At 45.4% G+C, this 13,543-nt stretch carries 12 protein-coding genes; all 12 read left to right on the forward strand.

All coding sequences use genetic code 11. The annotated features are described in order from the left end of the window. Nucleotides 1–7 precede the first annotated feature (7 nt). The 12 genes from sucD to pyrH all read left to right on the forward strand — a co-directional run bounded on the left by sucD (nt 8) and on the right by pyrH (nt 13,529). Nucleotides 8–916: a succinate--CoA ligase subunit alpha gene (gene sucD / locus ERX35_RS09845; RefSeq protein ID WP_149459731.1), complete on the forward strand. Its 909-nt coding sequence runs from the start codon at nt 8–10 to the stop codon at nt 914–916. A 301-nt stretch (nt 917–1,217) separates the two neighbouring features. Then, nucleotides 1,218–2,177, forward strand: a complete 960-nt coding sequence (locus tag ERX35_RS09850) for an IS30 family transposase (RefSeq protein ID WP_149459732.1) — start codon at nt 1,218–1,220, stop codon at nt 2,175–2,177. A 199-nt stretch (nt 2,178–2,376) separates the two neighbouring features. Further along, on the forward strand, nt 2,377–3,228 hold the full coding sequence (gene dprA / locus ERX35_RS09855; protein ID WP_149459733.1) for a DNA-processing protein DprA: 852 nt from the start codon (nt 2,377–2,379) through the stop codon (nt 3,226–3,228). Between the two features lie 92 nt (nt 3,229–3,320). Then, nucleotides 3,321–5,396, forward strand: a complete 2,076-nt coding sequence (gene topA, locus ERX35_RS09860; protein ID WP_149459734.1) for a type I DNA topoisomerase — start codon at nt 3,321–3,323, stop codon at nt 5,394–5,396. Nucleotides 5,397–5,641: 245 nt separating this feature from the next. Further along, nucleotides 5,642–6,946: an FADH(2)-oxidizing methylenetetrahydrofolate--tRNA-(uracil(54)-C(5))-methyltransferase TrmFO gene (gene trmFO, locus ERX35_RS09865; protein ID WP_149459774.1), complete on the forward strand. Its 1,305-nt coding sequence runs from the start codon at nt 5,642–5,644 to the stop codon at nt 6,944–6,946. A 58-nt stretch (nt 6,947–7,004) separates the two neighbouring features. Continuing rightward, on the forward strand, nt 7,005–7,877 hold the full coding sequence (gene xerA / locus ERX35_RS09870; protein WP_149459735.1) for a site-specific tyrosine recombinase/integron integrase: 873 nt from the start codon (nt 7,005–7,007) through the stop codon (nt 7,875–7,877). Nucleotides 7,878–7,897: 20 nt separating this feature from the next. Further along, a complete protein-coding gene (gene hslV / locus ERX35_RS09875; protein WP_149459775.1) occupies nt 7,898–8,428 on the forward strand; it encodes an ATP-dependent protease subunit HslV in 531 nt (176 codons plus the stop codon). A gap of 9 nt (nt 8,429–8,437) precedes the next feature. Beyond that, nucleotides 8,438–9,820: an ATP-dependent protease ATPase subunit HslU gene (gene hslU, locus ERX35_RS09880; RefSeq protein ID WP_246143156.1), complete on the forward strand. Its 1,383-nt coding sequence runs from the start codon at nt 8,438–8,440 to the stop codon at nt 9,818–9,820. 14 nt (nt 9,821–9,834) lie between these two features. Beyond that, entirely contained in the window at nt 9,835–10,608 is a 774-nt protein-coding gene (codY, locus tag ERX35_RS09885) for a GTP-sensing pleiotropic transcriptional regulator CodY (RefSeq protein ID WP_149459737.1), read from the forward strand. A gap of 238 nt (nt 10,609–10,846) precedes the next feature. Then, the gene (gene rpsB / locus ERX35_RS09890; protein WP_149459738.1) at nt 10,847–11,623 is read left to right on the forward strand and encodes a 30S ribosomal protein S2; all 777 of its coding nucleotides are present in this window, start codon (nt 10,847–10,849) and stop codon (nt 11,621–11,623) included. A gap of 136 nt (nt 11,624–11,759) precedes the next feature. Next, complete coding sequence (gene tsf / locus ERX35_RS09895; RefSeq protein ID WP_149459739.1) at nt 11,760–12,644, forward strand: translation elongation factor Ts; 885 nt, start codon at nt 11,760–11,762, stop codon at nt 12,642–12,644. Between the two features lie 165 nt (nt 12,645–12,809). Further along, nucleotides 12,810–13,529, forward strand: coding sequence for a UMP kinase (gene pyrH, locus ERX35_RS09900; protein WP_149459740.1), 720 nt, complete (start codon nt 12,810–12,812; stop codon nt 13,527–13,529). Nucleotides 13,530–13,543 lie beyond the last annotated feature (14 nt).

Here is a 13,543-nt window from a genome sequence, read left to right on the forward strand (position 1 = left end):
GAAATTCGTGGGAGTATTTATTGATAAAAATACGAAAGTATTAGTACAAGGGATTACAGGCGCTACAGCGCTGTTTCATACAAAACAGATGCTTGAATACGGGACACAGATCGTTGCCGGTGTAACACCTGGTAAAGGCGGCCTTGAAGTGGAAGGCGTTCCTGTGTTCAATACAGTCGAAGAAGCAGTTCAAGCGACAGGCGCAACAGTTTCAGTCATCTATGTGCCGGCACCATTTGCTGCAGACGCAATCATTGAATGTGTCGATGCAGAACTTGAGCTTGCCATCTGTATTACAGAACATATTCCAGTACTGGATATGGTCAAAGTGAAACGCTACATGCAGGGCAAGAAAACACGCCTTGTCGGCCCTAACTGTCCAGGTGTCATCACGGCGGACGAATGTAAGATCGGCATTATGCCGGGCTACATCCACAAAAAAGGTCACGTCGGCGTTGTCTCCCGTTCTGGTACATTGACGTATGAAGCGGTTCATCAGTTGACACAGCTTGGCATCGGCCAGACAACAGCTGTCGGTATCGGCGGGGACCCGGTCAACGGTACAGACTTCATCGACTGTCTAGAAGCGTTCAACAACGACCCTGAGACACTCGCGGTTGTCATGATCGGTGAAATCGGTGGAACGGCTGAAGAAGAAGCAGCTGAATGGGTGAAAGCGAACATGACGAAACCTGTTGTCGGCTTCATCGGCGGCCAGACAGCACCTCCAGGAAAACGTATGGGCCACGCAGGTGCCATCATTTCAGGCGGTAAAGGAACAGCGGCTGAAAAGATCAAAGCAATGAACGCAGCAGGCATCAAGACTGCAGCAACACCATCTGACATCGGTTCTACATTAGTGGAACGTATCAAAGAAGAAGATGGCTTATACGAAAAATGTTTAACAGTTAAATAGATTCTCCAGGTAGACTTCGGTCTGCCTTTTTTGATTTTTATCGTGATAATACTTTTCTGTCTATGAATGATGTTTTGATGAAGTATGAGCTTACTGGTGCTGAAGAAGAGTATTTAGAGAAAAATTATAAGTTTAAGTAGATAAATTTATATAAAATGGTGTCATAAAAGAAGTGACTTATCTAAATTAATAGATAAGCCACTTCCGCCAATTGTAAAATTAAGCTAGACAACTAAAAAAGCCTTCTGTGCTAAACTCAATATGTATTTCCGAACAAAGAAAACATAAGGAGTTAGCACAAATGGCCTATACACATCTTACCACGGATGAACTTGCGCTCATAGAATCATATTACCACCAGAAAATTTCGGGCAGTGAGATTTGCCGGAGAATTAAGCGTTCAAGACAGACCGTCTATAATGTGATTAATGCATTCAAAGCAGGTATATCTGCACTGGAATTCTATCAGAACTATAAGAAAAGAAAATCCCGTTGTGGAAGACATAAAATCGTCCTTCCTAATCGTCAGACCAGTTATATTCGAGAAAGAATAGCCGACGGCTGGACACCTGACACTATCATAGGCAGGAATGAAGAATCTATCAGCTGCTCTGTTAAAACTCTGTACAGAATGTTCAGGGAAGATATTCTTCCTGTTCAGTCACTTCCGATGAAAGGGAAAAGAAAACCTAACGGTCATCATGAGAAAAGAGGTCGTCAGACTTTCAAACGTCACATTTCAGAAAGAACAGTTGAATTCCCTGACTTTGATAAAGAGTTCGGTCATCTTGAAGGCGATACGATTGTCGGACGTCATCACGGCAGCGCAATCATCACCCTTGTTGAACGTGTTTCCAAGATGATCATCACCCTACGACCGGAAGGTCGCAAAGCATCTGATATTGAAAAAGCACTGGGCAGCATGTTCTCGGCTTTACCTTATCGTCTCTTTAAATCCATTACATTCGACTGCGGTAAAGAGTTTTCCAGCTGGAAGTCAATCAGTAACCAACACGATATATCTATCTTTTTTGCTGATCCAGGCACACTTTCGCAGCGTGGTCTTAATGAACATTCAAATGGTATGCTTAGAAGAAACGGTCTGGACAAAGATATGGATTTCAACACAGTTACAGACGATTATATTATTCAAGTTGCACATTCCCTCAATAATCGGCCAAGAAAATCTCTTGGTTACAGGACACCATTGGAAGTATTTATGAGTTTCATCGAAGATGAGAAGTTGTCTAGCTTATTTTGACAAACGAAATGTTATTAATACATTATATTTAAAGTATGGATGAGATTTCATAATTAGTTTGATTTTATCCTTATTTTAGTTGAAGTTATGAGAAAAGATGACTATTTCACGTAGAATTTTACAAATCTCATTCTAAACAATAATTCTATGTCATTTATTCTTCACAATCAGTGTCTATGCTTAGAGTGAGGTGAAGATAATGGAACAGGATATGATCTTAAAGTTGATTTATGCAGGCTTTTCAACAGCGCAGCTGCACCGGTTCAAGGAGCGGTTCGGCTGTTTCAACTATATCAGCTTGAAATATGAAGCCCTGCTAAAGGAGTATCAGGACCCGGCGCTCCGTAAAAAACTCAAGAAACTGCAGACGCTGGATAGTTCAGCGCTTAAAGCAGCACTGCATGACAAAGGGATGACGTTAGTCTATTACAATGAAGCGAATTATCCTGCGCTGCTGCGTGAGCTGTATGATTATCCGTGGGTGCTCTTCTGCAGGGGTAATACGGACTATTTAACAGGGCGCTGCCTTGCCGTGGTCGGCGGCAGGGAGCGGACAGAATATACAACGACTGTACTAACACAGTTTATACCTGAACTGACCCGGCATCAGCTCGTCATAGTGAGCGGGCTCGCGAAAGGGACGGATTCTGATGCGCATATCATGACGATGAGAAGTAACGGCCGTACAATCGGCGTTCTCGGCTTCGGTCATGACCATCATTACCCGGAGGAGACCGCCCTCCTCAGAAAGTATATGGAAAGGCAGCATCTTGTCATCAGTGAATATCCGCCGCACGTAAGCCCGCGTGCCTGGCAGTTCCCTGAACGCAACCGGATTATCAGCGGGCTCTGTCAGGGCACATTGATCACTGAGGCGAAACGACGCAGCGGCAGTCTGATCACGTGTGACCAGGCACTCGACCAGAACCGCAACGTCTACTGTCTGCCCGGTCCGATCACAAGTGTTTATTCAGAAGGGTGCAACTTAAGAATTTCAGAAGGCGCAAAAGCCTGTCTGTCGGTAGCTGACATACTCGAAGATTATCAATAATAAGACAGCTTAAAGATTTTATAATTGACAACTATTTAGCGCTACCGTTATCATTTACACTTGAATACGAAATAGTAAGAAATGAAGGGGAGATACAATTGGCAGAGAATCTTGTCATTGTTGAATCGCCTGCAAAAGCAAAAACCATTGAAAAATATTTAGGAAAAAAATATAAGGTTATCGCCTCCATGGGACATGTGCGGGATTTACCGCGCAGTCAGATGGGAATCGACGTTGATAACGATTTTGAGCCGAGATATATTACAATTCGTGGTAAAGGGCCTGTTGTCCAGGAACTGAAAAAACATGCGAAGAAAGCAAAGCATGTCTTCCTGGCAAGTGACCCGGACCGCGAAGGTGAAGCGATTGCCTGGCATTTGGCACATTTACTGGATATTGATGAAAACGCAAAGTCACGTGTAGTGTTCAATGAAATTACGAAAGATGCGGTGAAGGAGAGCTTTAAATCACCGCGCGCCATTCAGCATGAGCTGGTCGATGCACAACAGGCAAGACGTGCACTTGACCGTCTCGTCGGTTATAACATCTCACCCGTGTTATGGAAGAAAGTCAAAAAAGGTCTGTCAGCCGGCCGCGTGCAGTCAGTGGCGCTTAAACTGATCATCGACCGCGAAGAAGAAATCAATGCCTTCAAGCCGGAAGAGTACTGGACAATCGATGGGCTGTTTGAACATCAGGGCGTCACGTTCAAAGCGAAATTCCTGCATGAGAACAACAAACCGACGAAACTAAGAAGCGAGCAGGACGTTAAAGCGATTGTGAAGCAGTTATCCTCTGATTTATTTGATGTGACAGATGTGTCAAAAAAAGAGAAGCTCAGAAACCCCGCCAATCCTTTTACGACTTCCAGTCTACAGCAGGAAGCAGCACGTAAGCTGAACTTCAAGGCCCGCAAGACGATGATGCTTGCACAGCAGCTGTACGAAGGGATCGACCTGAAGAAGCAGGGGACAGTCGGTCTGATCACTTACATGAGAACGGACTCGACCCGTATTTCTGAGACGGCAAAAACAGAAGCGGCAGGATACATTAAAGACCACTTCGGTGAGCAGTATTTATCGAAACGCAAGGCAGCAGGACAGAAAGCGGGTGCGCAGGATGCCCACGAGGCAATCCGGCCGACATCAGCACTGCGCACGCCGAATGATATGAAAGCTTACTTATCAAGAGACCAGTTAAGACTGTATAAACTTATCTGGGAACGTTTCATGGCAAGTCAGATGGCCGCAGCGGTCATCGATACTGTGGCAGTCGACTTAGTGCAGGGACCGATCAAGTTCCGGGCGAACGGTCAGACGATCAAGTTCAAAGGATTCATGAGCGTCTACGTCGAAGGTCAGGATGACACGGAGGACGAGGGCGAGAACAGGCTGCCTGAACTTGTTGTCGGAGACCGGGTCAAAGCGACGAACATTGACGAAAACCAGCACTTTACACAGCCGCCGCCGCGCTATACGGAAGCACGGCTTGTCAAAACGCTTGAAGAAAAAGGGATCGGCCGGCCGTCGACCTACGCACCGACGATTGACACGATCACAAAACGTAATTACGTCAAGATTGACCAGAAGAAGTTTTATCCGACAGAGCTTGGGCTGATCGTCAACGAATCAGTCAAGGAATACTTCCCTGAAATTGTTGAAGTGGACTTCACGGCGAACATGGAGGCACTGCTTGACCGCGTGGCGAACGGCGAGATCACCTGGAAGAAAGTCATCGAGACATTCTACGGGGACTTCAAACTGCATGTCGAACGCGCTGAAGAAGAGATGGAGAAAATTGAGATTAAAGATGAGCCGGCTGGTGAAGACTGTGAGAAATGCGGTTCGCCGATGGTCATCAAGATGGGCCGCTACGGTAAATTCATGGCCTGCTCGAACTTTCCGGACTGCCGTAACACGAAAGCCATCGTTAAGTCGATCGGTGTTCCTTGTCCAAAATGTGATGACGGAGAAGTCGTGGAACGTAAGTCGAAGAAGAACAGAATCTTCTACGGCTGTACTAACTTCCCGGAATGTGATTATATTTCCTGGGATAAACCGGTTGCGCGGAAATGTCCGAAATGTGAGACACAGCTCGTGGAACGTAAAAAAGGCAAGACTATGCAGGTCGCCTGTCCTTCTTGCGAATACGAGGAAAAAGCACAATAAATACACCCTCCGGAAGAATATTTCTCTGGAGGGTGTTTTACTGCTGTTCTATGACACAGCATGAGTTTCTTCCATTAATATTAGTCAGCTGTTATATAGCGGCGATTTTTGGCAGGTTTCACAGGCATAGCCAAAATTATGCGCAGCTGAATAATTCGTATTACGAACGATTCTGCATGATAGTTGTTAATGGTTTATTTAATAGTCAGAATATATTACAATCATTGAGGATACAAGGAGGAATTATTATGACTACGATTAATGTTATTGGTGCAGGACTTGCTGGTTCTGAAGCTGCTTATCAGCTGGCGAAGCGCGGCATCAAGGTGAACTTATATGAAATGCGTCCGGTGAAACAGACGCCTGCTCACCATACAGATAAATTTGCAGAGCTTGTCTGCTCAAACTCTTTACGAGGAAATGCTCTGACTAACGGTGTCGGTGTACTGAAAGAAGAGATGCGCCGTCTTGATTCGCTGATCATGAAGGCAGCTGACAGCGCAAGCGTCCCTGCGGGCGGTGCCTTGGCAGTAGACCGCCATGAATTCAGCGGCTATATTACGGATACGCTGAAAAATCACGAGAACATTACAGTGATTAACGAGGAAATCAATGAAGTGCCGGCAGGTCCGACGATTATCGCAACAGGCCCGCTGACGACTGAGCAGTTATCAAAGAGCATTCAGGAGCTGACCGGTCAAAGTCATCTGTACTTTTATGACGCAGCAGCACCGATCGTCGAGAAAGAATCCATCGATATGGACAAAGTATATTTGAAATCCCGCTATGATAAAGGAGAAGCGGCTTACTTGAACTGCCCGATGACAGAAGAGGAGTTCGACCGCTTCTATGAGGCGCTGACGACTGCTGAAGTCGTGCCGTTGAAAGACTTCGAAAAAGAGATTTATTTTGAAGGCTGTATGCCGTTTGAAGAGATGGCCCGCCGCGGCAAGAAGACATTGTTATTCGGCCCGATGAAGCCGGTCGGTCTGGAAGATCCGAAAACCGGGAAGCGGCCTTATGCTGTTGTCCAGCTGCGTCAGGATGATGCGGCCGGAACGTTATATAATATTGTCGGCTTCCAGACACACTTAAAGTGGGGCGCCCAAAAAGAAGTGCTGCGTCTCATTCCGGGTCTGGAAAATGTCGATATCGTCAGATACGGTGTTATGCACCGCAATACATTCATTAACTCACCGACCAACCTGGAGCAGACGTACCAGTTCAAAGGTAAAGAAGATTTGTTCCTGGCAGGTCAGATGACAGGCGTTGAGGGTTATGTGGAAAGTGCAGCAAGCGGTCTTATTGCCGGCATTAACGCCAGCAAGTTACTGTCCGGTGTAACGCCGATCACATTCCCTGAGAAAACCATGATTGGTGCCATGGCGTATTACATCACACATACAAGCAGTAAGAATTTCCAGCCGATGAATGCGAACTTCGGATTACTGCCACCCCTGGAGAAGAGAATCAAAGACAAAAAAGAACGTTATGAGGCACTCGCTGCCCGTGCGCTTGACACTTTAGAACAGTTTAAAGTGACATTATAGTTATTAGTGTTAAAGAAATTTGAATTGTGATACAATTCAGATAACTGGAGGGGTCGTCGTGCAAAGTCAGATTAACGCGTTCATCGCATACTTGAAGAACGAAAAAAATTTTTCTAGCCACACGCTCACCGCATATAACAATGATGTGCGATCTTTTATAGACTATTTAAACCGTGAAGGGCTGAATATTGAAACATTCAGCTATCAAAATGCCCGGGGTTATTTAGTCTATTTATATGACCAAAAACTGACGCGTTCGTCAGTATCGCGGAAAATATCCAGTTTGAAGACATTCTACCGGTTTATACAGCTTGATAAAGACGCCTTGAATCCATTTGATGCACTCGTTCATCCGAAGAAAGAACAGTATCTGCCGGCATTTTTCTATGAAGAAGAAATGGCTCAGCTGTTTGCGGAAATCGATCAGGGCAAACCACTGCATAAGCGTGACCAGCTGATACTTGAGCTGCTCTATGCGACGGGTGCACGGGTCTCTGAACTGGTGAACCTGAAACTTCAGGACATTGATGAGGAGATGATGGTCATCAAATTACTCGGAAAAGGGAATAAGGAGCGGATTGTACCGTTTGGCAGCTTCGCACTGAAAAGTCTGCGTAACTATTTCCCGGTAAGGCAGCAGTATGCGCATGATCATGACTATCTGCTTATCAACAGCCGCGGTGAGCCGCTGACGACACGCGGTGTCCGCTATATTCTTGACCAGGTCATCATGCGGGCAGGCAATGTTTCTGAGATACATCCCCATAAGCTGCGCCATACGTTTGCGACGCACCTCCTTAACGAAGGGGCAGACCTCAGGACAGTGCAGGACTTACTGGGACATGTCAACTTATCGACGACCGGACGTTATACTCACGTGACAAAGGAACATCTGAGACAGACGTATTTAAATGCACATCCCCGTGCATAAAGGAGAGGTTACAATTGGCAATGCATGCAACAACGATATTTGCAGTGAGACATAATGGTCATTCTGCTATGAGTGGTGACGGACAGGTGACGCTCGGCGAACAGGTCATCATGAAAGCGACGGCTAAGAAAGTCAGACGATTATTTGACGACCAGGTCGTCGCGGGATTTGCCGGCAGCGTCGCCGATGCATTCACATTGTTTGAAAAATTTGAAGCGAAGCTCTATGAATATAATGGCAACTTGTCTCGTGCAGCAGTGGAGCTTGCCAAAGAGTGGCGCGGCGATAAAATGCTCCGTCAGCTGGAAGCGATGCTGCTTGTCATGAATGACAGTGAACTGCTCCTGGTAAGCGGTACAGGTGAAGTCATTCAGCCGGATGACGACATCATGGCGATCGGCTCAGGCGGCAACTACGCGCTCAGTGCCGGCCGTGCACTCAAAAAACACGCGCCGCATCTGTCGGCAAAAGAAATTGCACAAGCAAGTCTTGAGACGGCAGCTGATATTTGTGTCTTTACCAATCACAATATTATTGTGGAAGAATTATAAGGAGGCATCATGAACATTCAGATGAAGATGACGCCAAAAGAAATAGTCAATGAACTGAATCAGCATATTGTCGGTCAGGCAGAAGCAAAGAAAAAAGTAGCAATCAGTCTGCGCAACCGCTACCGACGGTCACTTCTCGATGAGCAGCTGCAGCAGGAAATCATTCCGAAGAACATGCTCATGATCGGTCCGACGGGTGTCGGCAAGACGGAAATCGCACGGCGGATCGCAAAATTCGTCGGTGCACCCTTTGTTAAAGTCGAAGCGACTAAATATACGGAAGTCGGTTATGTCGGACGCGACGTTGAAAGTATGATCCGTGATTTAGTCGAGAACGGTGTCCGGCTCGTCAAAGAGGAGAAGAAGAAAGAAGTGCTGGGTGAAGCGGAAAAACAGGCCGAAGAACGACTGGTCAAACTGCTTGTACCGGCCATGAAGAAGAAGCAGGCACAGAGCAATCCTTTGGAGTCACTGTTCGGCGGTCAGTTCCCGGGCTTCGGTGAGCAGAGCGATGATGAGGAAGTGACAGAAGAAATCAGTTCGAAGCGCCGTGATATCCGGACTAAGCTTGCAGCACAGCAGCTGGAAAATGAAGAAATCGTCATCAAAGTGGAGCAGGAGCAGCAGGCATTCGGCATACCGGGCATGGAGAACAACATGCAGGACATGCTGAGCCAGATGATGCCGAAGAAGAAAGTGGAGCGCCGTCTGACGGTCGCAAAAGCTCGTCCGATTCTTATTGACGAGGAAGCATCAAAGCTGATCGACCAGGAAACGGTGAATCAGGAAGCGGTACAGCTGACTGAGCAGATGGGGATTGTTTTCATCGATGAAATCGATAAAATCGCAGGCTCCTCAAACAGCGGACCAGACGTCTCCCGCCAGGGCGTGCAGCGCGACATTCTACCGATTGTGGAAGGCAGTGTCATCCAGACGAAATACGGGGCAGTGAACACGGCGCATATTTTGTTTATCGGTGCCGGTGCGTTCCACGTCGCTAAACCGAGCGACCTTATCCCTGAGCTGCAGGGACGTTTCCCGATCAGAGTGGAGCTCGATAAACTGTCCGTCGAAGACTTCGAGAAAATTCTGCGGGAACCGCGTCTGTCACTCTTGAAGCAGTATGAAAGTCTGCTGGCAACGGAAGATGTGACGATCAGCTTCACAGACGATGCCATTAAGCGCCTCGCTGAAATTGCTTATGAAGTCAATCAGGAGACGGACAACATCGGGGCAAGACGTCTGCATACAATCCTCGAGAAAATGCTGGAAGACTTATTGTTTGAAGCATCCGAAATGCCGAATGCCCATGTCGATATTACAAAGCAGTATGTTGAATTGAAGCTTGGTTCAATAGCAAAAAATAAAAGTTTAAGTGAATTTATTTTATAAAAAGGAGAATCAAGATGGATTTATTAACGAGAACACGTGAAATCAACACATTATTGCAGGAGCATGAAGGGCTCGCTGTCGACTTCAAGGATATGGCTGACCATCTCGGTAAAACGATGCAGTCCAACGTCTTTATCGTCTCAAGAAGAGGGAGAATATTAGGGTTTGGCGTCAACGAACTGCTGAAGAACGAACGGATTATCAAAATGCTGGAAGAGCGTCAAATCCCTAAAGAGTATACAGACTTATTATCTGAAGTCGAACAGACGGAATCCAATATCCCGCTGTCTAATCATCTGACCGTCTTCCCGCCGGAAAGTGAAGAGCTGTTCAAAGAAAGTCAGACGACGATTATCCCGATTAAAGGCGGTGGTGACCGTCTTGGGACATTAGTGCTCGGCCGTGTCGACAATCACTTTGATGATAACGATCTTGTTCTCGGTGAATATGCAGCGACTGTCGTCGGTATGGAGATCTTGAGAGAGAAGCATACAGAAGTCGAACAGATCGCCCGCGACAGAGCAGCGATTACGATGGCCATCAGTTCATTGTCTTATTCAGAGAAAGAAGCAATCGAACATATCTTTGAAGAGCTGAATGCTTCAGAAGGTCTGCTGGTCGCTTCTAAAGTAGCTGACCGCGTCGGTATCACACGTTCAGTCATCGTCAATGCACTGCGTAAACTGGAAAGTGCAGGCGTCATTGAATCGCGTTCGTTAGGTATGAAAGGGACGTTCATCAAGATCAAGAAAGAGCAGTTTTTAGAAGAATTGGCGAACAGCCACTAATCATATGAACGAATTGTCCAGCAGCGGGCAGTTCGTTTTTTGTGTGATGGCAGCAGTGCTGAAAGATAACGCACTGCAGACGGAATTTTTCTTGTCTTAATCCATGAAATATGGTATATTAATAAACGGCTTGTAAAAAGCTAATTCACACATTGCAGATAAGTATTTTGATGGGTGCAGCACAGCTGTTGTCAAAATTGCCTGTAATGGCGGAATAAACCACTAGGAGGAAAATAAAATGGCAGTTATCTCAATGAAACAATTGTTAGAAGCTGGTGTTCACTTCGGTCATCAGACACGTCGCTGGAACCCAAAAATGAAGAAATACATTTTCACTGAAAGAAATGGTATCTACATCATCGACCTTCAAAAAACAGTGAAGAAAGTTGAAGAAGCATACAACTTCATGAAATCTGTTGCTGAAGAAGGCGGTACTGTCTTATTCGTCGGTACTAAAAAACAAGCACAGGAATCAGTTAAAGAAGAAGCTGAACGTTCAGGTCAGTTCTACATCAACCAGCGCTGGTTAGGTGGAACTTTAACAAACTACAAAACAATCAACAAACGTGTTAAACGTATTGCTGAAATCGAAAAAATGGAAGCAGACGGCACTTTCGACGTTCTTCCTAAAAAAGAAGTCGTAGAACTTAAAAAAGAATACGATCGTCTGATCAAATTCTTAGGCGGTATCCGCGACATGAAATCTATGCCATCAGCAATCTTCGTTGTTGACCCGCGTAAAGAGCGCAACGCAATCGCTGAAGCGAAAAAATTACACATTCCAATCGTCGGTATCGTTGATACAAACTGTGATCCAGATGAAATCGACTACGTCATCCCTGCCAACGACGATGCGATTCGTGCCGTTAAATTATTAACTGGTAAAATGGCTGACGCTATTTTAGAAGCAAAACAAGGCGTTTCTAACGAAGAAGTGGCTGCAGAGCAGAACATCGATTTAACAGAAGCTCCAGCTGCTGAAGCAACAGAAGCTGCAGAAACAACTGAAGCTTAATTATAGCAAACCAGGTGATAAGTTGAATGTCTTATCACCTTTTTTAAAAGAAATTAAGTAAATTTTTCGCCTTTTATCATGCAATTTAGTATGATGAAACTGTGAGCACATAACTATTATCTGGAGGAATTTATTCATGGCTATCTCAGCACAATTAGTTAAACAATTACGTGAAAGAACTGGCGCAGGTATGATGGACTGCAAAAAGGCATTGACTGAAACAAACGGTGACATCGATGCTGCAGTAGATTACTTACGTGAAAAAGGTATCGCAAAAGCAGCTAAAAAAGCAGACCGTATTGCAGCAGAAGGTACAACTTATGTGGCATCTAACGGTAACGATGCGGTTCTTCTTGAATTAAACTCTGAAACAGACTTCGTTGCTCGTAATGAAGGTTTCCAGGCATTGGTTAAAGAAATGGCGGATCACATTCTTGCTGTTAAACCAGCAGATGTTGATGAATTACTGACTTCTGAAATGGCTGAAGGCAAAACAGTTGAAAACAAAATTAACGAAGCGATTTCTACAATCGGTGAAAAATTAACATTACGTCGTTTCGTACTGGCGACTAAAACAGATGCAGATGCATTCGGTGAGTACTTACACATGGGCGGCCGTATTGGTGTGCTTGCAGTCGTTGAAAATACAACAGACGCTGCAGCTGCTAAAGACGTAGCAATGCATATCGCTGCATTAAACCCTAAATTCGTTTCTCGTGAACAAGTATCTGCTGAAGAGTTAGAGCATGAAAAAGAAATTCTTAAACAGCAGGCATTAAACGAAGGAAAACCTGAAAATATCGTTGAGAAAATGGTTGAAGGTCGTCTTCGTAAATACCTTGAAGAAATTTGTGCGGTCGATCAGCCGTTCGTTAAAAACCCTGATCAGACAGTGGCAGAGTTCTTGAAATCTAAAGGTGGCACATTAAAATCATTCGTCCGCTTTGAAGTCGGAGAAGGTATCGAAAAACGCTCTGATAACTTTGCTGATGAAGTAATGGGTCAGATCAAAGGTAACTAATAATTAAGGACACGATACGTCGTGTCCCTTTTTTTACATCGTTTTTGAGCGGACTAAGAAACCCTTTAACTTTTGAAGTGATTATTGATATAATACATATAGTTTTGTGCGCTTCTTTCATCAGCAAAGAGGTAGAAAATATAAATTCTGAAAGGGCGATAACACTTGGAAACTTCCAAATATAAACGCGTTGTATTAAAACTGAGCGGAGAAGCATTAGCAGGAGAAGCAGGCTTCGGAATTAATCCGGTCATCATTAAAAATATTGCCAAGCAGGTCGCTGAAGTTGCACAGATGGACTGTGAAATAGCAGTCATCGTCGGCGGCGGGAATATCTGGCGCGGTAAAACCGGCAGCGACCTCGGTATGGACCGCGGGACAGCTGACTACATGGGCATGCTTGCGACAGTCATGAACTCACTGGCATTACAGGACAGTCTGGAGCAGCTCGACTGTGATACCCGCGTACTGACTTCGATCGCGATGCAGCAGGTCGCTGAGCCGTATATCCGAAGACGTGCCATCCGCCACCTGGAAAAGGGCCGCGTTGTTATTTTCGCTGCAGGTATCGGCAACCCTTACTTCTCAACAGATACAACAGCTGCACTACGTGCCGCTGAAATGGAAGCGGATGTTATTCTGATGGGCAAAAATAATGTGGACGGCGTATATTCTGCTGACCCGAAACTTGATCCTACTGCAAAAAAATATGAGTCATTGACTTATATCCAAATGCTGCAGGAAGGCCTGCAGGTCATGGACTCTACAGCAAGCTCGTTCTGTATGGACAACGATATCCCGCTCGTGGTATTCTCAATTATGGAAGAAGGTAACATTAAACGCGCTGTAAAAGGCGAAGTTATCGGAACGACGATCACTAAGTAATGATAGGAGAATTA

The sequence above is a fragment of the Macrococcus equipercicus genome (genome assembly GCF_004359525.2).
Classification (GTDB): Bacteria; Bacillota; Bacilli; order Staphylococcales; family Staphylococcaceae; genus Macrococcus; species Macrococcus equipercicus.